30 protein-coding genes and 1 tRNA gene are annotated in these 25,697 nt (G+C 49.1%); 24 read left to right on the forward strand and 7 right to left on the reverse strand.

Annotated features, from left to right (window positions below):
- Positions 1-116: 116 nt before the first annotated feature.
- From rpmJ to RWM02_RS04835, 23 genes are all read left to right on the forward strand, one after another.
- Positions 117-230: a 50S ribosomal protein L36 gene (gene rpmJ, locus RWM02_RS04725; protein ID WP_002947091.1), complete on the forward strand. Its 114-nt coding sequence runs from the start codon at positions 117-119 to the stop codon at positions 228-230.
- A 3-nt stretch (positions 231-233) separates the two neighbouring features.
- Positions 234-602, forward strand: a complete 369-nt coding sequence (rpsM, locus tag RWM02_RS04730; protein WP_314069527.1) for a 30S ribosomal protein S13 — start codon at positions 234-236, stop codon at positions 600-602.
- A 9-nt stretch (positions 603-611) separates the two neighbouring features.
- On the forward strand, positions 612-1,004 hold the full coding sequence (gene rpsK, locus RWM02_RS04735) for a 30S ribosomal protein S11 (RefSeq protein WP_002947090.1): 393 nt from the start codon (positions 612-614) through the stop codon (positions 1,002-1,004).
- Positions 1,005-1,026: 22 nt separating this feature from the next.
- A complete protein-coding gene (gene rpsD, locus RWM02_RS04740) occupies positions 1,027-1,653 on the forward strand; it encodes a 30S ribosomal protein S4 (RefSeq protein ID WP_002943554.1) in 627 nt (208 codons plus the stop codon).
- Positions 1,654-1,667: 14 nt separating this feature from the next.
- Entirely contained in the window at positions 1,668-2,681 is a 1,014-nt protein-coding gene (locus RWM02_RS04745; protein WP_314069529.1) for a DNA-directed RNA polymerase subunit alpha, read from the forward strand.
- Between the two features lie 11 nt (positions 2,682-2,692).
- Positions 2,693-3,049, forward strand: coding sequence for a 50S ribosomal protein L17 (rplQ, locus tag RWM02_RS04750; RefSeq protein ID WP_002943070.1), 357 nt, complete (start codon positions 2,693-2,695; stop codon positions 3,047-3,049).
- A gap of 505 nt (positions 3,050-3,554) precedes the next feature.
- Complete coding sequence (locus RWM02_RS04755; RefSeq protein WP_002947081.1) at positions 3,555-3,824, forward strand: NifU family protein; 270 nt, start codon at positions 3,555-3,557, stop codon at positions 3,822-3,824.
- Positions 3,817-4,362, forward strand: a complete 546-nt coding sequence (locus RWM02_RS04760) for a hypothetical protein (RefSeq protein WP_002947079.1) — start codon at positions 3,817-3,819, stop codon at positions 4,360-4,362. Before RWM02_RS04755 ends, RWM02_RS04760 begins: the two co-directional genes overlap by 8 nt.
- On the forward strand, positions 4,346-5,638 hold the full coding sequence (locus RWM02_RS04765; protein WP_314069533.1) for a UDP-N-acetylmuramoyl-L-alanyl-D-glutamate--2,6-diaminopimelate ligase: 1,293 nt from the start codon (positions 4,346-4,348) through the stop codon (positions 5,636-5,638). The genes RWM02_RS04760 and RWM02_RS04765 overlap by 17 nt, the downstream gene beginning before the upstream one ends.
- A gap of 272 nt (positions 5,639-5,910) precedes the next feature.
- On the forward strand, positions 5,911-6,258 hold the full coding sequence (gene panD, locus RWM02_RS04770) for an aspartate 1-decarboxylase (RefSeq protein ID WP_314069535.1): 348 nt from the start codon (positions 5,911-5,913) through the stop codon (positions 6,256-6,258).
- 221 nt (positions 6,259-6,479) lie between these two features.
- Positions 6,480-7,256: an EFR1 family ferrodoxin gene (locus tag RWM02_RS04775; RefSeq protein WP_314069537.1), complete on the forward strand. Its 777-nt coding sequence runs from the start codon at positions 6,480-6,482 to the stop codon at positions 7,254-7,256.
- 392 nt (positions 7,257-7,648) lie between these two features.
- Positions 7,649-7,966 (forward strand): YbaB/EbfC family nucleoid-associated protein, encoded by a 318-nt coding sequence (locus tag RWM02_RS04780; protein ID WP_314069539.1) that lies wholly within the window; start codon positions 7,649-7,651, stop codon positions 7,964-7,966.
- The gene (locus RWM02_RS04785; RefSeq protein ID WP_314069541.1) at positions 7,963-9,186 is read left to right on the forward strand and encodes a DUF7488 domain-containing protein; all 1,224 of its coding nucleotides are present in this window, start codon (positions 7,963-7,965) and stop codon (positions 9,184-9,186) included. The genes RWM02_RS04780 and RWM02_RS04785 overlap by 4 nt, the downstream gene beginning before the upstream one ends.
- Before the next feature lie 420 nt (positions 9,187-9,606).
- On the forward strand, positions 9,607-10,446 hold the full coding sequence (locus RWM02_RS04790) for a polyprenyl synthetase family protein (RefSeq protein ID WP_390887733.1): 840 nt from the start codon (positions 9,607-9,609) through the stop codon (positions 10,444-10,446).
- 198 nt (positions 10,447-10,644) lie between these two features.
- Positions 10,645-11,895, forward strand: a complete 1,251-nt coding sequence (locus RWM02_RS04795) for a hypothetical protein (protein WP_314069545.1) — start codon at positions 10,645-10,647, stop codon at positions 11,893-11,895.
- Positions 11,896-12,095: 200 nt separating this feature from the next.
- Positions 12,096-13,355 (forward strand): hypothetical protein, encoded by a 1,260-nt coding sequence (locus tag RWM02_RS04800; protein WP_314069547.1) that lies wholly within the window; start codon positions 12,096-12,098, stop codon positions 13,353-13,355.
- 175 nt (positions 13,356-13,530) lie between these two features.
- The gene (locus tag RWM02_RS04805; protein ID WP_122862348.1) at positions 13,531-13,821 is read left to right on the forward strand and encodes a hypothetical protein; all 291 of its coding nucleotides are present in this window, start codon (positions 13,531-13,533) and stop codon (positions 13,819-13,821) included.
- A gap of 15 nt (positions 13,822-13,836) precedes the next feature.
- Positions 13,837-14,133 (forward strand): hypothetical protein, encoded by a 297-nt coding sequence (locus RWM02_RS04810; RefSeq protein WP_314069549.1) that lies wholly within the window; start codon positions 13,837-13,839, stop codon positions 14,131-14,133.
- Positions 14,134-14,146: 13 nt separating this feature from the next.
- Positions 14,147-14,374 carry a hypothetical protein gene (locus RWM02_RS04815; protein WP_314069551.1) on the forward strand — a complete coding sequence of 76 codons (228 nt, stop codon included), beginning with the start codon at positions 14,147-14,149 and terminating at the stop codon, positions 14,372-14,374.
- Positions 14,375-14,421: 47 nt separating this feature from the next.
- Positions 14,422-15,294, forward strand: a complete 873-nt coding sequence (locus tag RWM02_RS04820; RefSeq protein WP_314069553.1) for a hypothetical protein — start codon at positions 14,422-14,424, stop codon at positions 15,292-15,294.
- 48 nt (positions 15,295-15,342) lie between these two features.
- Positions 15,343-17,256, forward strand: a complete 1,914-nt coding sequence (tkt, locus tag RWM02_RS04825) for a transketolase (RefSeq protein ID WP_314069555.1) — start codon at positions 15,343-15,345, stop codon at positions 17,254-17,256.
- Between the two features lie 131 nt (positions 17,257-17,387).
- A complete protein-coding gene (locus RWM02_RS04830; RefSeq protein WP_314069557.1) occupies positions 17,388-17,564 on the forward strand; it encodes a hypothetical protein in 177 nt (58 codons plus the stop codon).
- Positions 17,564-18,358 (forward strand): undecaprenyl-diphosphate phosphatase, encoded by a 795-nt coding sequence (locus RWM02_RS04835; protein ID WP_314069559.1) that lies wholly within the window; start codon positions 17,564-17,566, stop codon positions 18,356-18,358. The genes RWM02_RS04830 and RWM02_RS04835 overlap by 1 nt, the downstream gene beginning before the upstream one ends.
- Positions 18,359-18,432: 74 nt before the next feature.
- On the opposite strand, the gene RWM02_RS04840 is transcribed toward RWM02_RS04835, so the two are convergent.
- The 4 genes from RWM02_RS04840 to RWM02_RS04855 form a co-directional block, all read right to left on the reverse strand.
- Complete coding sequence (locus RWM02_RS04840; protein ID WP_314069561.1) at positions 18,433-19,095, reverse strand: metallophosphoesterase family protein; 663 nt, start codon at positions 19,093-19,095, stop codon at positions 18,433-18,435.
- Complete coding sequence (locus RWM02_RS04845) at positions 19,092-19,781, reverse strand: metallophosphoesterase (RefSeq protein ID WP_314069563.1); 690 nt, start codon at positions 19,779-19,781, stop codon at positions 19,092-19,094. The genes RWM02_RS04840 and RWM02_RS04845 overlap by 4 nt, the downstream gene beginning before the upstream one ends.
- 56 nt (positions 19,782-19,837) lie before the next feature.
- Positions 19,838-19,925: transfer RNA gene (locus RWM02_RS04850), tRNA-Ser, on the reverse strand.
- A gap of 175 nt (positions 19,926-20,100) precedes the next feature.
- Complete coding sequence (locus RWM02_RS04855) at positions 20,101-20,931, reverse strand: class I SAM-dependent methyltransferase (protein ID WP_314069565.1); 831 nt, start codon at positions 20,929-20,931, stop codon at positions 20,101-20,103.
- Between the two features lie 142 nt (positions 20,932-21,073).
- Between RWM02_RS04855 and RWM02_RS04860 the strand changes: the two genes are divergently transcribed.
- Positions 21,074-21,811: a hydroxymethylpyrimidine/phosphomethylpyrimidine kinase gene (locus tag RWM02_RS04860; RefSeq protein WP_314069567.1), complete on the forward strand. Its 738-nt coding sequence runs from the start codon at positions 21,074-21,076 to the stop codon at positions 21,809-21,811.
- A 356-nt stretch (positions 21,812-22,167) separates the two neighbouring features.
- On the opposite strand, the gene RWM02_RS04865 is transcribed toward RWM02_RS04860, so the two are convergent.
- The 3 genes from RWM02_RS04865 to pyrE form a co-directional block, all read right to left on the reverse strand.
- A complete protein-coding gene (locus RWM02_RS04865; RefSeq protein WP_314069597.1) occupies positions 22,168-23,745 on the reverse strand; it encodes a type IV secretory system conjugative DNA transfer family protein in 1,578 nt (525 codons plus the stop codon).
- Positions 23,746-23,952: 207 nt separating this feature from the next.
- Complete coding sequence (locus tag RWM02_RS04870; RefSeq protein WP_314069569.1) at positions 23,953-24,375, reverse strand: RDD family protein; 423 nt, start codon at positions 24,373-24,375, stop codon at positions 23,953-23,955.
- Positions 24,376-24,878: 503 nt separating this feature from the next.
- Positions 24,879-25,490, reverse strand: coding sequence for an orotate phosphoribosyltransferase (pyrE, locus tag RWM02_RS04875; protein ID WP_314069571.1), 612 nt, complete (start codon positions 25,488-25,490; stop codon positions 24,879-24,881).
- Between the last annotated feature and the right edge of the window lie 207 nt (positions 25,491-25,697).

Consider the following 25,697-nt stretch of genomic DNA (forward strand, 5'->3'; position numbering starts at 1 on the left):
AATTGCTGTATGAAGAATTGTTTTCAAAGCCCACCACTTGTTTTGAAAATAGTTGGTTTAAAATTTCGTTAAACCTGATGCAGCCTAAAAGTGGAATAAATTTTTAGGAGACTAGAATGAAAGTTCGTCCTTCTGTAAAGAAGATGTGTGACAAGTGCAAAATTGTCAAGCGCCAAGGCGTAGTTCGCATAATCTGCGAAAATCCAAAACATAAACAAAGACAAGGATAAAGCATGGCACGTATCGCAGGTGTGGATTTACCAAAGAAAAAGAGAATCGAATACGGTTTGACCTATATTTACGGTATCGGTCTTCACAAATCTCATCAAATTTTGGATGCTACCAAAATTTCTTACGATAAAAGAGTAAACGATCTAACCGAAGACGAAGCTGCGGCTATCCGCAAAGAGATCCAAGAGAACCACGTGGTGGAAGGCGACCTTAGAAAAAGCGTCGCTATGGACATCAAGGCTCTTATGGACCTAGGAAGCTACCGCGGTCTAAGACATAGAAAAGGTCTTCCGGTGCGCGGTCAAAAGACTAAAACAAACGCTAGAACTAGAAAAGGCAAGCGCAAAACAGTCGGCGCTGCAACGAAATAAGGATAAGCGATGGCAAAAAGAAAAGTAGTTAAAAAGAAAATTGTAAGAAAAAGTATTGCTAAAGGTATCGTTTATATAAGCGCGACTTTTAACAACACTATGGTAACGGTTACCGATGAGATGGGAAATGCTATCGCTTGGAGCAGTGCTGGCGGACTAGGCTTTAAAGGAAGCAAAAAATCAACTCCTTATGCAGCCCAACAAGCGGTAGAAGATGCTCTAACAAAAGCAAAAGAGCACGGTATAAAAGAAGTAGGCATCAAAGTACAAGGTCCTGGCAGTGGTAGAGAGACCGCAGTCAAGAGCGTAGGCGCGGTAGAGGGTATAAAAGTAACGTTTTTAAAAGATATAACTCCGCTTCCGCATAATGGTTGCAGACCGCCGAAACGCCGCCGCGTATAATTAGAAATTTAGGAGAATTATTATGGCTAGATATAGAGGACCCGTTGAAAAATTAGAAAGAAGACTCGGCGTTAGTTTGGCGCTAAAGGGCGAGCGTCGCTTGGCAGGTAAGAGCGCGCTTGACAAAAGACCTTACGCTCCGGGACAACACGGACAAAGAAGAAGCAAGATAAGCGAATACGGCTTGCAGCTTCGCGAAAAACAAAAAGCTAAATTTATGTACGGCATTAGCGAGAAGCAATTCCGCCGCTTATTCCAAGAAGCCGCTCGCCGCGAGGGAAATACCGGTGCGCTTTTGGTACAGCTTTTAGAGCAAAGATTAGATAACGTAGTTTACAGAATGGGCTTTGCGACGACTCGCCGCTTCGCTCGTCAGCTAGTTACTCACGGACATATTTTAGTAAACGGCAAGAGAGTAGATATTCCTTCTTACAGAGTCCAAGCTGGCGCTAAAGTAGAGGTTATCGAGAAGTCTAAAAACAATCCACAAATCGTTCGCGCGATCGATCTTACGGCACAAACCGGCATCGTAGCTTGGGTTGACGTCGAAAAAGATAAAAAATTCGGAATTTTCACAAGAACTCCGGAAAGGGAAGAAGTCGTCATTCCTGTCGAGGAAAGATTCATAGTAGAGCTTTATTCGAAATAATAAGGGGTATAACGATGAGAAAAATTACCACATCAGCTTATATGCCTACCGAAATTTCAGTAGAGAGTATAAGCGAGAATGTCGCCAGAATAACCGCGTATCCGTTTGAGACGGGCTATGCGGTCACTTTGGCTCATCCGCTAAGACGACTTTTATATAGCAGCACGGTTGGATTTGCGGCTACGGGCGTCAAGATAGAGGGTGTATCTCACGAATTTGATTCGATGAGAGGCATGCTCGAGGACGTAGCGCAGTTTATTATAAATTTAAAAAACATCCGCTTTAAGCTAAAAAACGAGTCTGAGCGCGAGGTGGTCGAGTATTCGTTTAAAGGTCCAAAAGAGATAAAAGCCGGCGATCTAAAAAGCGATGTCGTAGATATCGTAAATCCGGACGCCTATCTTGCAACCATAAACGAGGACGCGGAGCTTAAATTTTCCGTAATCATCCAAAAAGGTATCGGATACGTCCCAAGCGAAGAGATAAGAGACAATATCGAAGAGGGTTATATAGCTCTTGACGCGTTCTTTACGCCTGTTAAAAAAGCCGTTTACGAGCTAGTAAACGTTCTAGTCGAGGACAATCCCGACTATGAGAAGATTATTTTCACGGTTACGACGGACGGACAAGTGGGCGCGATCGAAGCGTTTAAACATGCGATCGAGGCGATGTATCAACAGATGTCGGTGTTTAAAGGCGTTTTAAATATCGACGTTTCGGCAGGTCTAAACTCTCAAACTTCTGGCAGCGAGCATGCGAAACTACTTCAAAGCGTAGAAGAGTTAAATTTGAGCGCCAGAAGCTTTAACTGCCTTGATAAAGCCGAGATTAGATTTATCGGCGAGCTTGCTTTGATGGATGAAAACGAGCTAAAAGAGCTTAAAAATTTAGGTAAAAAATCTCTCGAAGAGATTAAAGCCGTTATGCAAGAGATCGGATATCCGGTCGGCGGCGACCTAGGCGGCGGCAAAGAGCAACTCAAGAAAAAAATCGCCGATCTAAAATCACAAATGAGTGCAAAAGAGTAAAAGGAACATAAATGAGACACGGTCACGGATACAGAAAACTAGGTAGGACGTCGGCTCACCGCTCGGCTCTACTTAAAAACTTAGCTATCGCTATCATCAAAAGCGAAAAGATAGAGACGACCTTGCCTAAGGCAAAAGAGTTAAGAAGCTATATCGAAAAGCTAATCACTAGAGCGAGAAAAGGCGACAGCAACGCTCACAGAGCGGTTTTTGCTAGCTTGCAGGATAAAGAAACTACGAACAAGCTAGTAACTGAACTTGCTCCAAAATTCGTAGGCAAAAACGGCGGATATACGCGCATCGTTAAGACTCGCGTTCGCCGAGGCGATGCTGCCGAGATGGCTTATATAGAGCTAATCAAAGAATAATTTTTAGAGAGCTTCGGCTCTCTTTTTCTTTTTAAATTTATCTGCCTTCAATTATCTCAAAATCCACTCTAGCTTTTTATCTCAATTAAATTTATTTGCTCGCCTGCTGCATTGTTTGCAATTTTGAATACGGGTGGAAGATGCTAAAATTTGTAGCGACTTTTATTCTAAATTTTATGCAATTCTACGCATAAATTTGCCTTCTAAAAGATTTTGATCGCATGGCAAGCACAATATGCCGAATTTGTAGCATCTGAAAGTAATTTGAGAATATACAAAAACCGCGCCTAACTATTTTGAGCTTTATATTGCGCGCTGTATCCTTTTTTTATCGCCGTTTTCGCTCTCAACTGCTGCTAGCATCTTTTAAATTTGACCCATTTGCATGTAGAATCGCTTAAAACTCCAAATTTATCCAAGTCAAAAATAGCGGCCAAAACGCCAAACTCATAGCGTATTTAAAATTTTATCTGCTATAATATCTCAAAAATTTAAAAGGTTAAAAATGATCCCATTTACCGATGAAGAGCTTTTAAAGCCCGTAAAAGCCAGCCTGCAAAAGGTTTTGCCTATGCTTGAAAACGACGGCGGAGGCATGGAGCTATTAGGCATCAAAAATGGCAAAATTTACGTCCGTCTAACCGGCCACTGCCACGGTTGCGCAGCTAGCTCGACCACGCTAAAATACGGCATCGAGCGCCAGCTCCGCATGGATATCCACCCCGAGCTAGAGGTCGTAAACATCCCTATCGGCGAGGAAGTTAAATTTGATTGATTATAAAAAGATGGGCCTAAAAGCATTTAATAAGGGCGAATTTAACGCCGCCGCGAGCTATTTTTCACTCGCCTACGACAAAAAACCGGACAAAAAGCTGCTTTTTCTCATCATGCTTTGCTCGCTTGCCAAGACTCGCCGCGACGAGGCGATGACGCTTTTTGAGATATTTAAGCTAAAAGATAAGCTCGGCATGAGTCCGGACGAGCTAGAGGAAATTTTGGGCGCGCTTGAGGCAAAATTTAGCGACGATGAGAGCCTTGAGGAGCAAAACGCCATCAGCTACGCCGATTTTATGGATGCGGTTAGGCGCGGCGGATTTAAAAGCACCTTTGAGGACATCATGTTTTCCACGCGCGTGATGATCGACAACCGCGACGATTTTCTCGAGTTTTTGCAAAATCTTATCAAAAACGACTTCATCGAAATGGGGCTAAACTACATCGAGACCGCGGCCGTGATGTTTGCCGGCGACGAACGGCTAAGCGCGCTGGCTCGCGAAATCAACGAAAAGGCCGAAAGTGAAAATTTACGTTAAAGAGGACTTTGTCACCGACAACTCGAACGAATGCGAAGCGGGTTGCTATTTCGTAAAAACGGCGACGAACGCCAAATTTGAAGCCGATGCCCTGGCAAAGGGCGCAAAAATCATAAATTTGGCCGAGTGTAAGCGGTTGCTGGGCATCGACGCGAACATCAAGATCATCGGCATTACGGGTACGAACGGCAAGACCACGACCGCGGCGGTTATCTGCGCTACGCTGTTAAATTTAGGCTACAAATGCGGCCTGTGCGGTACTCGCGGCGCTTTTATAAACAATGAACGCATCGACGACAAGGCGCTAACGACGAGCGAAATTTTACGCACGCTTAACTACCTAAAGGCCGCTAGCGAACGCGGCTGCGAGTACTTCGTGATGGAGGCTAGCTCGCACGCCATCGCTCAAAAACGCATCGAGAGCCTATCCTTTGCGATGAAAATTTTTACGAATTTGACCCAGGACCACCTCGATTACCACGGCACGTTTGAAGAGTACGCACGCGTAAAGAGCGAGTTTTTCGCAGACGACGCGCCAAAGCTCATAAACATAGACGACCGCGGCGGGATCAAATTTAACCCAGCAAATGCCCTAACATATGCTCTTCACGCTGACGCGGACTTTGCGCCTGTCGAGTATTCGCTAGAAGGCGGCATACGCGGGACGCTAAAAACCCTGCGCGGCCAAATGGCGCTAAGCTCAAATTTGCACGGCGAATTTAACCTCTACAACCTCATAGCAGCCGTCTCTTGCGTCGCGACGCTGACGGATAGACCGCTAGAGCAGATCGCGCGCGCCGCGGCGGAATTTGACGGCGTCGAGGGGCGCATGGAGGTCGTGAGTCGCGAACCGCTCGTGATTGTGGATTTCGCACACACTCCAGACGGCATCGAAAAGGTGCTAAATGCATTGCGCCATCGTAAAATCGTCGCGGTTTTTGGCGCCGGAGGCGATAGGGATCGCACTAAACGCCCTAAAATGGGCGCAATAGCACAAAAATACGCGCACAGACTCGTCGTCACCAGCGACAATCCCCGAAGCGAAGAGCCAGAAAGCATCATCGATGAGATCTGCGGCAGCCTAGAGATGAACGAGAGCGTAAAATGCATCGCAAACCGCAAAGAGGCGATAAAATACGCGCTTGAAAGCCTCGCACAGGATGAAATTTTGGTGATTTTAGGCAAGGGCGACGAAACCTATCAGGAGATCAAGGGCGTAAAATATCCGTTTAGCGACAAAGAGGTCGTGCGCGAACTTTTGGACGGACGCGCCTAAATTTACGGACAAAACGGCGACGAAATAAGGGTAAATTCGAGTAAAATTTACCTTTGTTTGCGTCTAAATTTCTATTTTACTGCCGAGCGGCGTCAAATTTATCGCAGCTTTTATCGCTCGCGCAAATGCCTCCAAAATCAAATTTAATCACAAATTTAACTCCGAATTTTATCGCGACAAGCAAGCAAAAACGAATCGCCGCGACTACATAAAGTTGCTTTTCGCGGCTAAATTTATAGTATAATTTTCCCAAAAAACACAAAGGACTGCCGATGAAAATCGAAATTTTATCAAGCAAAATCCACCGCGCGCGCGTGACGGACGCCAACCTAAACTACGTGGGCTCGGTCACGATCGGACCCGAGCTCATCGAGGCTGCGGGGCTTTGCGAGTACCAAAAAGTCGAGATCCTAAACGTCAATAACGGCGAGCGCTTCGCTACATACGTGATCCGCGGCGAGAAAAATGGCGAGATCTGCCTAAACGGCGCGGCCGCGCGCAAAGTCTGCGTCGGCGACGTCGTCATTATTGTTGCTTACGCGCTTCTTAGCGCCAAAAAAGCGAGAGATTTCGAACCAAAAATCGTGCAGGTAAACGAGCAAAACGAGATCGTAAAATAATATATGTCCAAATTTGCCGTTTCTGCGGCGTGGCGTTTAAATTTACGTTTTATGGCGCTGAGTCAAATTTGCGGTAAAATCTAAGCTAGCGAGCACGACGGTCATTTGCGAACGGACGAAAGGCGAATGCGCCAAATATCAATTTATTTAAATTTGATGCGGTCGGTAAAATTTGGCAAAAACTGGCAAAATTTCGCGCGTAAATTTAAAGGATTCGCAAAATGATAGCGATTTATTTTAGCTCCACGGGCAACACGAAGCATTGCGTGGAGAGATTTATAGAGCGTCTGGGCAAGGGTATCCCTGCGGTTTCGATCGAGGACGAGGGCTGCGGCGAGCTGTTAAAGCGCCATGACGACGTCATTCTCGCCTATCCCGTTTACTTTAGCGACTTGCCGCAGATCGTGCGCGAATTTATTTGCGAAAACGGCGCGAATTTTAGCGGTAAAAACGTCTTTATCATCGCTACGATGGAGATTTTTAGCGGCGACGGAGCGGGCTGCGCAGCTAGGATCCTAAAGCGGGCGGGCGCACGGATAACGGGCGGCGCGCACATCAGAATGCCCGCGTTTATCCTCGACGTGGCGATTTTTAGCTATTCGGCGCAGAAAAACGAGCGCCTGATCAAAGAGGCAAACGCCAAGCTAGAGCGCGTCGCGCAGGCATTTGCCGCGGGTAAACTGCCGCAAGAGGGGCTAGGCATGCTATGCCGCATCGCGGGGCTTTTGGGACAGCGGCTCTGGATGAAAATTTGGGACAAAACGCCGTTTGCCAGGCGCAAGCCGACCCTTGATACGGCGCGGTGCAACGGGTGCGGCGAGTGCGCAAAATCCTGCCCGATGCAAAACATAAAAATCGCGCACGGCAAGGCAAAATTCGGCGATCGCTGCACGATTTGCTACAGATGCGTGAACAAATGCAGGCAAAAGGCGATCACGATCCTAGGCAAGGCGAAAAATCTGGAAAAATCGGTCGCGGCGGAGCTCAAAGATATCTGACGCGCGTTCGTTTGCGCGGTCTTGATTTGGCTTATTTTATTGCTTTTTAACTCGTCAAAAGACTTCAAATTTAGCTAGCACTACCTTAAATACTCTTTCAGTTCCGCTTTACTTCGCCTATTATCTCGGGCAAATTTCTTAAATTTGCAAAAATCAGCGCCAAAAACCCCGCAAGCACGTATGTGTTAAACTAAAATAGATCAAAATGTGCGCAGGCTATTTAAAATAAAACTTTATCCTCAAATTTGACGGCTTTTCGGGCTTAAATTTACTCATCCGTGCTCGTATCCGCCGCGAGTTTTAAAGGCGGGAACGAAACTTGCATTGCAGAGCTTAAAAAAGTAAATTTAGCTTAAATTGGCTAAAATAACGCGAAATTTGAAAGGATGTTTATGTTTGAGGGGATCGATTTTTCAAAAATGGGACAGATGCTCGAGGAGGCGCAAAAAAAGGCGCAAGAAATCGAGCAGGAGAGCCAAAAACGCGAATTTAGCGTAAAAAGCGGCGGCGGGCTCATTAGCGTCAGGGCAAACGGCAAGGGCGAGGTGCTCGATATCAGCATCGACGACAGCTTGCTGGAGGACAAGGAGAGCTTGCAGATTTTACTCATCAGCGCCGTAAACGACGTGCTAAAGATGATCGAGGACGACCGCAAAAACGCCGCGTCAAGGATGCTGGTCGGGTTTGCCGGCATGGGACTAGGGCAATGAAACGCGCAGCTTTCTCGCGTCGTTTGGACGCGGTTTTGGGGCTCGCACGGTTAAATTTTAGCGGCGTGCGGGGCGATACGGCGGTAAATTTAAGCGCAAATTTGAGCTCAAATTTAGCCCGCAAATTTTGCTCTCCCGTTTTTGCGGTTTTTATGGTTTGCGCTCTTGCCGCGTCGCTTAGAGCCGAGCCGCGACCGACGCAGGATGATTTTAACGCTTGCTTTGAAAAAAACCTGCCCGCCATGGTAAACGTCGCAGGTAGCGGCAGCATCGCGATCACGCCAAATTTAATCGCCGTGCCTAAAGGCGAAATCCCCGTGAAAAACTACGTCAAATTTGACCCGTATCTGGGCCTTTATCTGGTCGCCTCGGACGTCAAACTCGAGCCTGTAAAGATGGCCGACGATAACGCGACGAAAAAAAGCGACTGGGTCAGCGTCACGCACGATCTAAACGCGACCGTCTACGGCCATGTAAAGGCGCAGGCGCAGGCTCTAGGCGAGCTGGACGCGCTCACGTTTGACGTAAACGGCACGGGCGCCGTGCTAAATCCATGCTGCAAGCTACGCGGTATCGCCGTGGGCGGGGATAAATTCGTCCCGAGCCGCTATCTAAGGCACTTTGCGGCGTATAAAGACGTGTACTACGGCGACGTCGGAGCGGTTTTCGAGGAGCGAGACGGCAAACTCTACGTAAAGAGCGTCGATCCGCTCGGACGCGGCGCGGCGCTGATGGCGGGCGATGAGATTTTGAGCGTAAACGGCGAGAAATTTGAGAGCTTGCGCGAGCTAAACGAGAGGATTTTGTTCGCCAAAAAGGGCGAGTGGCTTAAATTTGAGATCAAGCGCGGCGACGAGGTTTTGAGATTTGGCGTAGCAGTCTCGGACGACGCGGCCAAAAAAGAGCAAAAAGCGCCGACGAAAGCGGATAAAAAGGCCTCCTCTAGCGACGCAAAACCGCAGTCCATGCCGCAAAGCAGCGATGCCGCGAGCGTGCAAAAGCTCTACGGCATGACCTTTGACGAGAAACTAACGGTAAAAAGCGTCGACGCAGGCTCGGGCGCGGCGAAATTCGGCGTCAGAGTCGGCGACAAGCTGATACAAGTGGGGCAAAAAACGGTCTCAAGCCGCAAAGAAGCGCTAGGCCTGCTTGCTAAAGGCGGCGGTCAAAATTTGCTCTTTAGACGCAACGGCTTTGACTTTTTTTACAACGCGCGGTAGATTCGGACGGTAAATTTGACGCTTTTGACGGGTAAACGAAGCGTCAAATTTAGCCTATACTCGGAGCCAACAAAATAAAACGGAGAATAGATGCAAGATCAAAAAAATTTAGCGATGAAATTAAAATCTACGGGTAACGGTCAAATTTGCGTTAAAAACACGGCGAGAGGGTTAAATTTGAGCGAGTCACGGGCGCTGCCGAAGGGTCAAATTTTAGCTCGCAGTTCGCGCGGGAGCTCGTCCCAAAATCGCTCTCGAATTTTAAACTCGACCAAAGCCAAAACTAGCTCCGAAAATCCGCCTCAAAGCCCGAAAAATAGAGCAAATTTAATCTCGCTAAACGCGGCAAAAGGCTCGTGTTTTACCTCGGGCTCAAATTTGCAGCAAACAGCGCCGAGCGCCGCCGATCAAGATGCGCTTTTGGCCGAGTTTAAGGCGTTTTTGGGCGCGCACTTGCCGAGCAACCCTAGCTTTCATCCGTGCTTTGACGAGGCGCTTTCATACACGCTAAAATCGGGCGGCAAGCACTTTCGCGCGATGCTAGTCGCAGGCGTCGTAGCCGCAGTGCGTCCCGAGCGCAAAGAGGCGGCGTTTCACGTCGCGCTGGCATTTGAGACGATGCACAGCTACTCGCTCATCCACGACGATCTGCCCGCGATGGACGACTCGGATCTGCGCCGCGGACAGCCTAGCTTGCACGTTAAATTTGACGAAGTGACGGCGATCCTGGCGGGCGACGCGCTAAACACTCATGCCTTTTATCAGATAGCAAGAGCCCCGCTGGATGCGGACGCGCGCATAAAGTGCGTAGAGATCCTAAGCCGCAACGCAGGCATCTACGGTATGGCGCTGGGGCAGGCGGTGGATTGTTATTTCGAGAATCAAAAACTAGGGCTTGAAGAGCTAAAATTTCTGCATATACACAAGACCGCGCGCCTCATCGCGGCGAGTTTGCAGGCAGGCTGCGTCGTGGCTGGACTAGATGAGACGGAGGCTGCTCGCATATACGACATCGGGCTTGATCTGGGGCTGGCGTTTCAGATCGCAGACGACATCATCGACGCGACGCAAAGCGCCGAAACGGCGGGCAAACCGACGCATAACGACGGCGCGAAAAACTCCTTTACCAACCTTCTTGGCGTAGAGGGTGCAGTGCAGGCCAAAAACGAGCTCATCGCAAAGATAGAGCGCGAGCTAGGCAACGTGCATGCGGGTATCCGCGCTATCGTGACGGGTCTCATCGACAAGCATTTGCGGTAAATTCGACTTAAATTTGCGTTTATGACGGTCAAATTTAAGTTGCTAAATTTGCCGTCAAATTTATATTTAACTACAAAACGCTATCCGCGCGTTATAAATAAACTATCGCACAAAACCGTGCCGATCCCGCCGCAAAATCGGCAAAATTCGGCGTCCTTTTTATGCTATAATCTTTTAAATTTATCAAAAGGAGAGATAATGAAAAAATTAGCCTTATCGCTTGCGCTTTTGTGTGCGGCGGCGTTTGCCAAAGAGTACGACTACATGCTAGCTAGCACCGCGCAAAAGACTTTTGAGGAGCCGACTTCTAGCTACGAGACCAAGCAAAGCTACGACGCCAAGGCTCGCCGCCTAGAGCTAGTTAGCAGCTCCGAGCTCGCAGACGGGCTAAAGGGCAAACACAAAGAGGTTAGCTACTATAACAAAGACGGCAAGATGACGAAATATGAGGCCTTCAGCTATGATTTTACCGCTAAAAAATGGATCAAAGTAACCGAATACAAAGCCGATTATAAAAAAGGCGTCCTCACGCAGGAGTCTAGTTCGTTTATCCGCGGTATGCCTGAAAATGCTAGCAAAACTATCATAAAGTACCTAAAAAACGCTAGCGAGGAGATCAGATACGAGCTGGTAAAAGGCAAATGGCGAAAAACCGCGCTAACCAAAACCGTCGAGAACGCATACGGCGAGAACGAGCTCATCGTGCTTAGCGTCTGGGACGGCAAAAGATGGCAGCCTAAGTCAAAAACGCAGCTACTCTACGGAGCGGACGGACAGGCGCGCGGCTATGAGAGCTGGGATTACGAAAACGGCGCATGGCAAAACCGCGAAAGAGGCATGGTTGCGGGCGACGTGAAGGGCAAATACGAGCAGGTAAGAAGCGTATTTGAGGGCGGAGCGTGGCGCTACGCCGAGATGTCTAAGCACGATTATGACGCTTCTAGCGGCAAAGACGTGACGATAAACCTCATCTGGAACGCCGAACAAAACGCATGGGAAAACAACAGCAAAAGCGTCTCGGTCGTAGAGGGTGCGGACTTTGAGACGGCGGCGTTTTTGTGGGATAAAGAGCGCAAAGAGTGGACGCAAGAATACTCCAACCGCAGCATCTACGACAAGAGCGGCGAGCGTCTGCTAACGCAGCGATACGACACGATGGACGGCAGCGAGAAGTTCGTCTACGGCTACAACGAGCGCGGCGATAACGTGAGCGTGGATGTCTACGAGCTAGCTAGCGACGAAAACGGCAAAAGATGGGTGCAAAATAAGCGCCTGGAGACGACCTTTGATCCGCATATACTAGCCGACGACGTCGGACACGGCGGCTCGCTGATGTCCTTTGAGATGCCTAGCAGATACGCGGTGAAGAGCTTTAAGCAATTCGTCGCAACAGACGGTAAATTTAAACTCGCTTCAGAGCAGACGTGGAAGTATAAAAAGGTCAAATGATATTTTGTTAGCGACCGCGAGCGGCCTAACTGCGGTAAATTTGACGCGGCGAGTCGATCTTGTTTTCGGTTTACGCCGCTAAATTTGACGGGCGTCCAAACATAAATTTAGCTCGTCAAATTTTGCTTTCGCGTCAAATTTGATGCCGTTTGGCGGCTAAATTTACGCACTGCTCGCGGTCAAATTTAAAAGGAGCGGCTATGAGGCGTTTTTGGACGGTAGCGATTTTTGCGGCGATTTGGACGGTGCCGTTATCTGCGGCGGGCGAAATTTGCCTAAAAAAGACGAGCTATAAAACGCAGGGCGGCGCCGTACCGCGCTACGAATACGAATCTAGTCAAATTTACGATGCGAAGACTAGCGTACTAGAAAAAATCTACGACGAAATCAACGACGACGGCAGGCGCAGGACGAAAAGCGCGGTTAAATTTGACGAAAGAGGCGAACGAGAAATCGGCAGAACCGAATACGAGTGGGACTTTAGCGCCGACAAATGGCGCAAAGTAGGACTCTCAAGAATTGAAAGAACAAAAGACGGCGCGTTTGTTTACGTCAGTGTCCAGGGTCAAAACGGCAAACTAAACCAAGGTCAAAAAATCGTCGAAAAGCGAACGGGCGCGACCGAAATCTCTCAAAATTTCACCCTAAAAAACGGCAAATGGACGCCAAATTATCTAACCAAAAGACTTTATGACGAAAACCACAAAACCGCGCTCATAGCGACCTTTGAGTGGAGCGCTAAAGTCAAAAAATGGACTCCGTACGAAAAATCTATATATCGCTACAACGGCGACGTTTACGCGAGCTCCGAGGGTTATAAATGGCGCGGCAAATGGGTGCCGCAGACAAAGCACGCGGCCTTTACGGCCGCAGACGGAACGCGCACCGAGATAAATTTTACGTGGAGCAAGGACGCGTGGCAGCCGCAGGAGAGGACGGTGCAAAAAATAGAGCCCAAATTTAGGCGTTTTACCGATCTTAGATGTCGCTGGGACGCCGCAAAGAGCGAGTGGAACGGTTGCTATAAAAACGTGCGCGAGGAGACCGAGCAAGGTCGGCAAAAATACTCCGCATCGTCGTTTTGGCAGGGGGAGTCGCAGCGCTGGGAGATAGTGTTTGAAAACGAGCTTAGCTACGACGCGCGCGGTAACTTGATAAAAAATCGCGAGACGTCGGACGGCGAACGGCGCGAGTACGTCTACGTCTACGACGAAGCGGGAAATAACGTATCCTCAGCGCTTCGTGAGCCAGATGAGAGCGGCAAATGGCGCGAAACGCAAAAGACGGTAAACGTCTTTGAGCCAGACATCTTGGCGCGCGACGTCATGGATCGCGGATTCATCGGCGACTACGTAGCCGCGGGCGAAAACGCGATCAAAAGCAGCAAGCAGTACTTTTTAGACGGCGACGAGTTTAAGTTAAGCGAGACGCTCGAGTGGTTTTACGGCAAGTGCGACTAAGCGGACTAAGCTTGGGGCGGTCAAATTTGACCATGCGCGCCTTTGACTCTGTGCGCCGCGCCGCTCAAATTTGCGGCTTTTCGCCGTCAAATTTACGCTAAATTTAGCGCCGATAACCGCAAAACGGCGTCAAATTTAGCGCCGCCGCTAGCAAATTTATACAAAAAGGAACAAGATGCAAGATATCAAAAAGCTAAGCGAATGCTATGTGCGGACAAAGACGAGTTGCAATGGGCTAAGTTTTGTAGCGCCGCTTTGGGAGCTCGCAGACGAGGCGAGCGCGCTGGAGGACGGCGAGCAAAAACACAGGTTGCTGTCACAAATATACGCTGACTTGTGTCTATGGCGGCGGGCGGCGGAGCACTTTGCTAAGATCGCGCCGAAGAATAAAAAAGATATAAAGCACCTGGCGATGCTTCAAGATGCGGCGCGTAAAAACGGCGATAAATACGGCTTTGAGCGCTAAATTTAAAGGAAGCTCATGAACGAGCCTTATATCGTTAAAATTTCAGATAGCGACGCAATGATGTTCGGCTGCGAAGCGGACGAGCGGGTGCACGCATTCGCGGCCAAATTTGACGGCCTGGAGTACGAAAGCGAGTTTGAGCGGGTCTGCTATTTGCTGGGTACGGACGTTTTTATCGAGGTTGCGAGCGAGCGGTTAAACGAAAGCTCCTCGCACGCTCAAATTTCAAGCAAAAATGCTTTGGACGCTTGCGGCGAGACGTTTTTGAGTCTGCGCGAGCGGGACGGCAAGGGGCATTCGCGCGAGCGGTGAAATTTTACGCGTAATGAGCGAGGACGTGGACGGCGGCGCGGCGTATCTGCTCCTTAGCCCGAAACACACCACCGCAGAGGAGCTGCGAGGCGCCTTTTCGGACAAGTCTCCGCAGGAGCTTGCGAGCATTACCGAGGGGCTCGAAGCCAAATACGGCTGTAAAGATCAAATGCTCTGCTACGTCGTTTGCTATTTTACGCCTAAGGGCAAAGATAGGATGCGAGCGGACTTCGGCGTCTAAATTTGACGCGCGGCGGAGGATGGTTTTAATAAAATTTAGGAGAAAATATGCGAAATTTAGAGCAAATTTTAGCGTCGCTAGACGAGAGCGCGCAAAAGGTTTTGGTTTTAAGAGGCGCAAAGCACCCCGTTTGGGACGATGCGAACGAGGTTTTCGCGCTAGCTACGAGGCAAATTTTAGATAAAAGCCTAGGGCTACAAAAGGGCGTGGATTATAGCAAAACGCCTAAATTTTATGGCGCCCGGCCGCTCGCGTTTATCGGAGTGCATGCGCAGATGATCGGGCGAAAAAGCATAGGGTTTTTGCTCACGAGTCGGCATCTTTTGGTTAAATTTGACGCGTCGGCTGTAAACGTAGACGAGGTAGCGGCGGCGTTTAGGCTCGGCGAGCATTCGCCTGACGAGCTGGAAAATCTCGCGTGGCAAGAGCTGGAAAAATGCGAATTTGAAATCGAGGACGAGATGAAAGCGGCGATGAAAAGGGCGCTAAAAGCCGTTTTAAACGCTATTTTTGAGGATGGCGTCCAAAACGACGAGGCGAAAATTTCGGATAAACTTTTAGAGCTCGGCCTTGGCGAAGCGCTAAAAACGCCGCTTGACGAGAGTAAGTTATTGTCTAAATCCCTCGGCATTTTTAAGCCTAGCTCGCCGATTTTCCATAGCTTAGATAGGGCGCTTTTTGGGCTGAGTAAGCCTTTTGGCGTGATTTTGGACGAGCGCGGACTCATTAGCCGCGAGCTGATGGAAGAGCCCGTTTTTAGCTCGTGGGACGAGATCAGGGGCGCGCCCGTAACGGTAAAAGATAGCGAAGAGGACGTCATAATAATTGGCGAAAAAGAGCATCACATACCTCCCGAGCTAAAAGATAAAAAGGAAAATTTCGCCGAGTTTTTAAAATTTACGGCGGCGTTAAAAGCGTAAAATTTAAGCCGAATTTTCGTATAATCGCATAAAAACTAAGGAGAAAAAATGCTAAAAAAGATGGCGGATACGATAAGGTTTTTATGCGCGGATATGGTGCAGCAGGCAAACAGCGGGCATCCTGGCGCGCCGATGGGGCTAGCCGACGTCATGGTCGTGCTGGCTAAATTTCTAAATCACAATCCTAAAAATCCAAATTGGCTAAATCGCGACAGGCTCGTATTTAGCGGCGGTCACGCAAGTTCGCTCGTGTATAGCTTTTTGCATCTTAGCGGCTACGATCTTAGCCTTGATGATCTAAAAAACTTCCGCCAGCTAGGCTCTAAAACACCGGGTCACCCAGAGATCCACACTAAAGGCGTCGAAGTAGCAACCGGACCTCTAGGACAGGGCGTGGCAAACGCGGTGGGCTTTGCTATGGCGGCAAAATATGCGGCTAATCTACTAAACGAACCAGAAAACGCCGTCATCGATCATAAAATTTACTGCCTCTGCGGCGACGGAGACTTGCAGGAGGGCATCAGCTACGAGGCCTGTGCGGTCGCGGGCAACCTACACCTAGATAACCTCGTGCTGATCTACGACTCAAACAACATCACGATCGAGGGCGACACGAGCATAGCTTGGAGCGAGGACGTGAAGGCGAGATTCGAGGCGCAGGGCTGGGACGTAGCGCGTATCGACGGTCACGACTACGATCAGATCGAATTTGCGCTCGAGCAAGCCGCCGAGAAAGAGCGCCCGTATCTCATTATCGCAAACACCTGCATCGCAAAGGGCGCGGGCGAGCTAGAGGGCAGCCACCACAGCCACGGCGCGCCGCTTGGCGAGGAGATCATCAAGGCCGCTAAAATCGCGGCGGGCTTTGATCCTGAGCATAAATTTGCCATCGACGAGGACGTGCTGATTCGCTTCCGCGCCGCTCTAGAAGAGGGCGACCTAGCCGAAGCTCAGTGGAACAAAAAGGTAGAAAATCTAAGCGGTGAAAGCAAAAATATGCTAAATTCGCTGCTAAATCCCGATTTTAGCAAGATAAATTTCCCTGATTTTAGTGGTAAAAAGCTAGCCACGCGCGATAGCAACGGTATCATCATGAACGAGATCGCGCGAGCACTGCCTGGCTTTATCGGCGGTAGCGCGGATCTGGCGCCGTCAAACAAAACCGAGCTAAAGGGTATGGGTGACTTCCCTAACGGACGCAACATCCACTACGGCATCCGCGAGCACGCTATGGCCGCGATAAATAACGCAATCGCTAGATACGGGCTTTTCTTGCCGTTTAGTGCGACGTTTTTTATCTTTAGCGACTACCTCAAACCGGCTGCGCGTATCGCTTCGCTGATGAGCGTTAGGCACTTTTTTATCTTTACGCACGACAGCATCGGCGTGGGCGAGGACGGCCCGACGCATCAGCCTATCGAGCAGCTTAGCACGCTTCGCGCGATGCCGAACTTTTACACCTTCCGCCCGGCCGATGGCAACGAAAACGCGCTTTGCTGGAAGGCGGCGTTAAATTTACGCGCTCCAAGCGCCTTCGTGCTAAGCCGCCAAGGTCTAGCTCCGCTTGAAAAAGGCGAATTTGGCGGCGTGGAGAATGGCGCGTATCTGCTAAAACGCGCGCAAAACGCCAAAATCACGCTAATAGCTAGCGGCAGTGAGGTGGAGCTCTGCGTCAAGGCGGCTGAAATTTTAGCCGCTCGCGGTATCGGCGCCAACGTCGTCTCCGCGCCGTGCTTTGACCTGCTTTGCGAGCAGCCGCGCGAGTACGTGGATAAAATTTTAGATCCGCAAACTAAAATCATCGCCGTCGAAGCCGCAAGCGCGCTGGAGTGGTATAAATTTGCGGGTGAAATTTACTCGATGAAGAGCTTCGGCGAGAGCGGCAAGGCGGGCGCATTGTTTGAGTACTTCGGCTTCACGCCTGAAAAGATCGCGGAATTTGCGCAAGAGTCGGCGAAGTAAAATCTAGCTTTAAATTTGACGGTTTTGGCTCCGGCCGGATCCGTTAAATTTGAGAACTCATACCGGGCGAGACCCGCATCAAATTTGCGCGGTTTGCTCGCGGCAAAATCAAATTTATAAAAAGGAAAAGTTTGCAAAACTATAGGCAAAAAGTAGGGCGATTCGCCGACGAAAATTTCATCTTAAATTTAGCTCGCGGCGCAGCCAAATTTGACGCTCAAAAAGGCGAAAATGAGCAAATTTGCGCTAAAGATAAAATCAAATTTAGCGCACAAAATCAGCTCAAATTTAATCCAAAGGCCGCGTGATGGAGCTTTCGCATATCATCGTTTTGGCTCTAGTTCAGGGCATCAGCGAGTTTTTACCGATTTCTAGCTCGGCTCACCTCGTGCTTGTACCAAAGCTACTTGGCTGGGCGGATCAGGGGCTTGCCTTTGACGTCGCCGTTCACGTAGGTACGCTGGCGGCGATACTTTTTTATTTTAAGGACAGGCTTGCTGGGCTCGTGCGCGATTTTTTTGCATCTATCGCGCGGCGCGAGAAGGTCGGCGACAGCACGCTTGTGTGGTCGGTCGGATTTGCGACCGTGCCGGTGGGGCTTTTTGGCCTAGCGTTTAACGACGCTATCGAGCAGTACGCTAGAAACGGGCTCGTGATCGCGGCGATGACGATAATTTTCGGTATCGCGCTCTATTTTGCAGACAAAAAATCAGGCCTAAAAACCGAATACGAAATGACGATCAAGCTCGCTCTCATCATAGGTCTAGCGCAGGCGATCGCGCTGATACCCGGCGTTTCGCGCTCGGGCGTGACGATGACGGCGGCGCTGATGCTTGGCTTTAGTCACAGCGCAAGCGCAAATTTCTCGTTTTTGCTCTCGATCCCGGTTATTGTGCTAGCAGGCGGACTCGAGGCTGTAAAGCTGCTAAAAACCCCGGATGCACTGCCTTGGAGCGACCTTGCCATCGGCGCAGCGGTTAGCGGCCTTAGCGCGTATCTATGCGTGCGGCTGTTTATGGCGCTGATCGCGCGAGCCAGTATGCTGCCGTTTGTTATCTACCGCATGATTTTGGGCGTATTTTTGTTTGCGATGTTTTTATAAAGACAGCCGAATTTGGGCTCAAATTTGAGGTTTGCGGCCCAAATTCGCTTTGTAAATTTAAAGCGCAAATTTGACTAAGACGGATCAAAATTTAGCTTTTCTAAAACCTCTTTTATCCTTGCGCTTCTACTCTCTACGCTGTCTTCTTCGCTAAACATCCTTTGTTTGCTATGTTCAAACGGCGGCAGGTCTTTAACCAAATCATAAATTTCCTCAAAGCTTAAAATCTTGCCGTGCAGGTCGTAGCTGGCGTTTAAAGCCTTGCCTTTTACGCTTGCGATATTTGCGTGGATATGGCCGTAGAGCTGGATCGCGCCGTGGTGGCCTGCGTTCCACTCGGCTAGCGGATAGTGAAAGAGCACGAGGTGAAATTTATCCTGCCCGTGCTGCACGGTTATATCTTTGTATTCGCAAATTTCCTCAAACAGCGCGTTGCCGTCTTGCTTTTTCATGGCTAGCAGCTCGTCTTTATGCTTTTTTATCGCTTCGTCGTGATTGCCTAGCACTAGGACGTGCTTGCCGTTTAGCTTGCTAAAGATTGATATACTGGTCTGCATATCCTTGTGGAAGCTTAGATCGCCTATGTTATAGACCGTGTCGCAGGGATTTACTCTCTCGTTCCAGAGACGAATGAGTGCTCTATCCATCGCCTCTACGCTAGAAAAAGGCTTAAAGCATGGATGAAATCTCATGATATTGCTATGTCCGAAATGCAAATCGGAGGTAAAATAAATCATTTTTGCTCCCTTAAATCCGCTTCAAATTTCTCGCCGCTTTTTATCTCCATGATAACTAGGCGCTTAAAAAACACGGCCCCTACGTCCATCGAAAAGACGTTATTCGCGCGTCTGGTTATCCTATTTTCCTCGCTTGCGACGCGCCCGTGAAATATCCTCTTGCCCGTCTTATTACTCCCCCAAAAGGGCTCTATGCACCACAGCACGTAGTCCTCGTCTTGCTCCTCTTCGCTTTTAGCGCCGTCAAAGGCTGCGTGGACAAATATGCTTTTTTCAGAGCTTACTATGTGGGGCATATCGCCGATAAAATCCTTTAGCCACGAGAGCGCGAAACTGTTTAAATTTTGCTTGTAGATCGATTTTTTGGTTTTGTCGCCGCCGTTTCTAAGCCAATTTTGATGATCTAGCGTATCGCCGCCGAAATACCCGTCCATCATCATTTTCTCGTGATTTCCCAGAACATGGATCAGCGCGTATCCGTTTCTAATGAGCTCGGCGTATCTTTTGTATAGCCCGATCGTATCCTCGCCGCGGTCGCAGCTATCGCCTAAAATAATAACCAAATCCTTTTTGGTCAAATTTATCTTTTTAATCATCAGGTTAAAAAGCCTGAGGCAGCCGTGCATATCGCCGAATACGAAAATCCGCGCGTAATCATCTTCGTTTATGTGTTTTATCTTTATCATTTTTTGTTCTTGCGTTAAATTTGTGGAAAATTTTTGGGTTAAGTTTTATAAGATTATGGCAGATGGGAAGGGATTCGAACCCTCGAAAGCTTGCACTTTACACGCGTTCCAGGCGTGCTCCTTCAACCGCTCGGACACCCATCTATGAAGCCTGGATTATAGCTAAAATTTAATAAGCGCAAACTTATATTTGAGTTTGATCGCGTTTTATGGCGGCGTCAAATTTGAGCGTGCATAAGGGTTTTAGCGTCATAAAGGTGCGGGTTAGGGTGCAAAAGCGTCAAATTTGCTGCCAAATTTAGCTTAAATTTGAGCGAATTTATCCGCGCTTACCCAGAGCGAAAACAAACATCCTGCACGCCTCGCGAAACGGCTTTATCCAGCTCATCGCGCGACCGACTAGCCCCCAGCGGTGTTTGTACATATTCATCATCGTGCCGATTTCCAGGCACTTTATGCGCTCTTTATCCCACGCCTCGACCTCGTCCGCGCCCGCGATACCCATCTTGATTTTTACCTCCTCTTTCATAAATTTTAGCGTGTCGTGTTTGCGTGTATTCATTTTTGTCGCGAAGTCGTTGAGTAGATCGACCAGCACCAGCCCGCTAAATCGCGCTGCCAAATTTAAGAAAAACTCCCGAAAAATCGGCTTTTCAAAAAACATCGACACGCCTTCTAGCACGAAAACAAACTCCTCTCCCGCGTGCTTTCTGGCTAACTCGTCCATCCACGCGGTTTCTAGCATCGAGCAGGGTAGGCTGTAGTTTCGCGGCGCTTTTGGCACGAGTTTATCGCGAAGGGCTATGACGTCCGGCAAATCAAGGTCGTAAAAGGTCGCCTCTGGGCAGAGCGGAGCTAGCCTAAGAGGCCTGGTATCAAGCCCGGCGCCAACTTGAACGATGACGGCGTCCGGGTGCTCGCGCGTAAATTTAAGTATGCAGTCGTCAAAAAACCTCGCCCGTATCACCGTGCCGACCCTGCTTAGCGTCGAGCTGTCAAATTTGGCGAAATCATAATCTATCTTACTCACGACGTCTCCAGAAAACTCGTCCTTTAGTATGGGCGTAGTTTCTTGGTTTTCCTTGCTTCTAAAGTATAAATTTATGAGCAGCGTCTCGGAGACCGTGCCCTCAAATTCGATCTTTTCCATACGGCTTTTCCTTTTTATTTTGATAATCTTTATAGAAATTGTAGTGCAAACGGCTTTAAAAGTTTATAAAATTTAGCGTTTAACGCGTCGTTAATGCAATGTCGTTTATAATACGGCTTTTAAAAACAAAAAAAGGCAAAAAATGAAAAAAATCCTCATCATCGCAGGCTCATGCAGCAACGGCGGCGCGGGACTGCAAGCCGATATCAAGGCGTGTGCGCACTTTGGCTGCTATAGCGCGACTGCGGTCACGGCGCTAACGGCCGAAAATACGGACAAGATCAAAAATATCGTCTCGCTAGAGCCGTCCTTTATCGCCGATCAGCTCGAGATGCTCGCGGCCGAGTTTAGCTTCGATGCTGTTAAAATCGGCATGCTCTTTAACGAGCCTATCATGGACGTCGTGCAGAGCTTTTTAGAGAAAAACTCCGCTCCCGTGGTGCTAGATCCCGTCTGCGTCTCGAAAATGGGGCATAAACTCATCAAAGATAGCGCCATCGAGCGGCTAAAAGAACTAATGAAATTTGCCGCCGTCACGACGCCGAATTTACGCGAAGCCGACGTGCTGTTCGGCGATGATTTTACGAATCTGCCGTGCGACGTGATCGTGAAAAAACACATCATCGCCAGCAAGAGCATTGACACGCTCTACCGCAAGGACGGCAGCGTGCAAAATTTTGAGACGCCGCTAGCCGACCCGCTGGTTATCATAGGTGCTGGCTGCACGTTTTCTAGCTCGCTAGCCTGCCTACTCGCACGAGGAGAGAGCCTAGAGGGCGCCATCCAACAAGGCAAAGAATACATCTACAACGCCATAATCACCGGCATAGACACGAATCTAGGCGTGAGAAAACTGCTAAATCACGGGGTTAAATTTTAAATTTATCTCAAGCGGTTTTGGTTGATTGGGTTAAATTTGAGTCTGGGCGGATGGATTAAATTTGATCTAAATTTGGGTTGCGACCAGAGTATAAAATTAGTCAAATTTGAGTGCAATAGTGCGGAGGTTTGGCTCAAATTTGACGCTAAACTTGCTTTCTAAATTTGGCTAAATGTGCGAACCGTTTTGTTAAATTTGACTGCCGATGAGCGGGTTTCTCGGCCTACTCGTTAAATTTGGATGCGGATAACGGCGGTAAATTTAACCCATATCGTTTAAATTTACGCCGACTTTCAAATTTGACCCAAATTTACGGTCAAATTTAACACCTGGTCTTCTGCTTGTCGCCGTCAAATTTACCTAAAGCTTATCTGCGCGTCGTCCGTGCCGTCTTCGAGCGAGATGTTGTAGCCGCCGGTATTTGGCGGGCGTTTATAGATATCTTGCGGGCGGATATCCAGCACCTCGTCGCTGAAAAACACGCATTCGCGCTCGCCCGTATCCACGTCGCGCACCCAGATTTTGCCGTCGTCCACGATCTCCTCGTCGAACTCTATCACGCGGTTTTCGTAAATTTTGCCCAGCAGTCGCTCGTGCAGACGGTTCTCGCGCTCAAACTCCAGCTGCGCTTGCAGACACTCCGCCTCATCGATGAAAATCGGCTCCAGCGCGATCTTGTCGCCCTCTAGCACGCACTCGAATTTCTCCAGCGTAGAGCAGTCCACCTCGCTGCCGCCCAGCCTCACGACATCCTTGTTACGCATGAAGTAGCGGTTGGTGAGGTTGCCCATCAGCGCCTCGTACGCCGTGCCGCCTATCGCGCGCTTGAGTAAAAATTCGTTTTGAAACGCCAGCACTAGCTCCACCTCACACTCGCGCAGGATCTCTTCGTTTAGCTCGGTGTTCTCGCTTAGCAGCTTCGCCGACTCGTCGAGAAATAGGCTAATGGGCTTTTTTTGCTTCATCGTTACGCGCTTTAAAAGCTCGGGCAGAAAGCTGTTTAGTAAGAAGCTCAGCGCGCTTTTGTCGCAGCTAGCGGCGTTAAATATCACGATCTTGCCGCTATTTAGCAGCCCTGCGATACTCGCGTCGCCCGTAGCACCCTCGCCCTCGCCGTTTAGCGAGTCGTCGTTCATGAGGCCAAGAAAGGGCGACATCATCATCGAGTAGTTGCGAAAGTCATCCCTCGTGCGCTCGTCGCCGATGTCCTTGTAGCGGCTCGTTGCGTCCAAAAACTCGTCCGCGGTGGCCAAAAACGCGCGGTTTATCATTATCGTCTCGCGGGTGAAATTTAGCGTCGAGGAGTCGAGATTGTCGCAGATTAGGCTTAGCGCGTCTTTAAACTCGAGCATCTTTTCTAGGTCTTGCGAGAGGCGCAGTATCGTTGCGACGTCAAAGGTAAAGTCCCGTGCGAGCGTGCGCACGTCGGCGTAAAATGCATCCGTGTAGCAGTCGTTTAGCGGAGTGACTTTTTTAGCGAAAATTTTAAGCGCCTTTAAAACCTTAAAAAACTCCGTCGCGATGCTCGAGCCAAACTCTTCCCAAAACTTTTCTCTTGATTCCATCGGCTTTTTTACGCAGTTTTTAAAGTCCCGCGGCTTCATCGAGGCGATGAGATTTATCGGCGCGTCTAGCTTTGCTCCTACGCTCACGACGTCTTTTAGGCGGCCGGCTCTGCGCGCTAGAGCCTTGATCTTGGTGCTCTCGCCGCCTTTATAATCCACTGCAAATACCGCGTAGCCTTTTTGCATGCGGTCAAGCAAATTCGGATATATCATCGCCGTCGTCTTGCCGCTGCCCGTCTCTCCGATGATGGCTGCGTGCGTGAAGTCGCTAGGTATCAGCGCGCCTTTTTTCTCCGCGTTTTCCCGCGTTCTCGTAAATCCCATTATTTTTTGCATATTTTTCCTTGTCGGGGGCGATTGTAACGAAATTTGGTTTAAAGATTTAAATTTGACGGGGCGGCGGAGGCGTCAAATTTTGCCTTTGAGGCGAGATGCAACGGTAGTCTACAAAACCCGCACCGCAAAAATGCTAGACGTAAATTTGGCGTCAAATTTAGACTAATAAAAAACGAGCCCGGATTTGCTAAAAATAATCGCGGCAAATTTAGCTCAAATTTGCCAAAAGGCGGGCTAAATTTATTCGGCTTTTTTGCAGACGGCGGCCGAATGCGTGAGTAGATCGTGTAAATTTAGCACGTCCTTGCGGAAAAAACAGAGGCAAAGTCCGACGATGCTCACTCCTGCGAGCAAAAAGCAGGCGTAGCGGAGTAAAACGCGCATGAAGCCGAGCTTGCGGCCGCTGCGTAGGTCGATGAGGTAGATGTTTTGCGAACGGTAGCCGGGCGTCTGGGCTTTGATCGCAAAAAAGGCGCAGCAGATAAGAGCGACTGCGAGATTTGCCCCGAATATCGCAGTTTGGTTGTGCAAAAAGTCGTCCTTGCCGCCTAAAAAAACATAGGTCGTGAGGTAATATATCGGCATGCCGATCAAAAAAAGATCGGTGATAAAGGCCTTCACTCGCGCGCCGATAGTGGCTAGCCGCGCTTTTTGTTTTGCCAAATTTACTCCTTTTTTAGCTTTATTTTGGGCGCTCGTTTTGGATTTTTGAGCGTCAAATTCGCTCGCTAGCGCCCAAATTTATGCGCCACTACTTTGTCGTGGCGATTTACGGCCTACTTTTACGCACCGCCGCTTCGGTGCGGTAGTTTTACGGCTCGTTTCAGCGTGCCCGCCGCTTGGCGCCGCCTTATCCAGCTGGCCTCGCTCAATTCATAAACGGAGCTTTGGTTGCGGCCGAATTATGTATTTTCTCGGCACGGCGCAATCTTTATGGGTACTGCCGCCCTTGTTTGTTTTTGGCTTTGCAGCCGTTTGTGATAATCGATAATTTTCGTCTCGCATGTTTTTGCTAGGCCTGCTTGCGCTTGATTTACTGCCCGAGATACCACAAAATTCGGCTTGCCGAGTCAAATTTGATTTGCGATCGGTTTGCGTTCATTGACGCCCGCAAAATCCGTCCAAATTTGTGGGACTAATCAAACATGGCCGCGAAATTTGAAAATTTAGTTACCTCTGCTGCCGGGTTTTATCGCCTTGCTTCCGTCGGCGCAAAGAGGGCAGTTTGCGGGCTCGTAAATCTCAAACTCAAAGTTTCCAAGCGCGAAAAACGGCTTGTCGGCGGGCAGTTTGGCGCTAGCTTTAGCGACGCTGCCCTCTAAATTTGCGACCTTGCAAAAGCCGCGATTGGCAAGTGCGGCAAACGCCACGACCTTGCCGCCTAGGCTCTCGATCACGCGCGCGGCCTCCAGCGCCGAGCCGCCCGTGGTGATGATGTCCTCGCAGACGACGAATCGCTCGCCTTCCCTTACCTCAAAGCCTCGTCGTAGGCTCATCACGCGCTCGACTCGCTCGGTAAAGATGAAGCGTTTTTTTGCCGCGCGAGCTAGCTCGTAGCCAGCCAAAATGCCGCCTAGAGCGGGCGAACAGACGCTGTCAAACTCTACGCCCGATTTTTCTATGACGGCGGCTAGCTCGTCAGCTAAAGTGCCTGCTAGCTGAGGATCTTCGAGCACTTTGGCGCTTTGTAAATAAAACTGCGAGTGATTGCCGCTGCTAAGCAAAAAATGCCCCTGCAAAAATGCGCCCGCATCCTTGTAAATTTTCTCTAAATTCATTGTTTTCCTTTGTAAAATTTGAGCGAATTTTACCCTAAGCGCGCTTAAGCTACTATTTTTTGAGCTTTTGACGGCTTGCGATTTTGCGTTATTGTAAATCTCCACCGAGCCAAAAACGGCTAGCAGTTTTAAATTTGGATATAAATTTTGGTAAAAACAAGTACGGCGTGGTAAATTTAAAATTTGGACGAAATAGATAAACGTACT

It is taken from the genome of Campylobacter showae, assembly GCF_963515975.1.
Classification (GTDB): Bacteria; Campylobacterota; Campylobacteria; order Campylobacterales; family Campylobacteraceae; genus Campylobacter_A; species Campylobacter_A showae_F.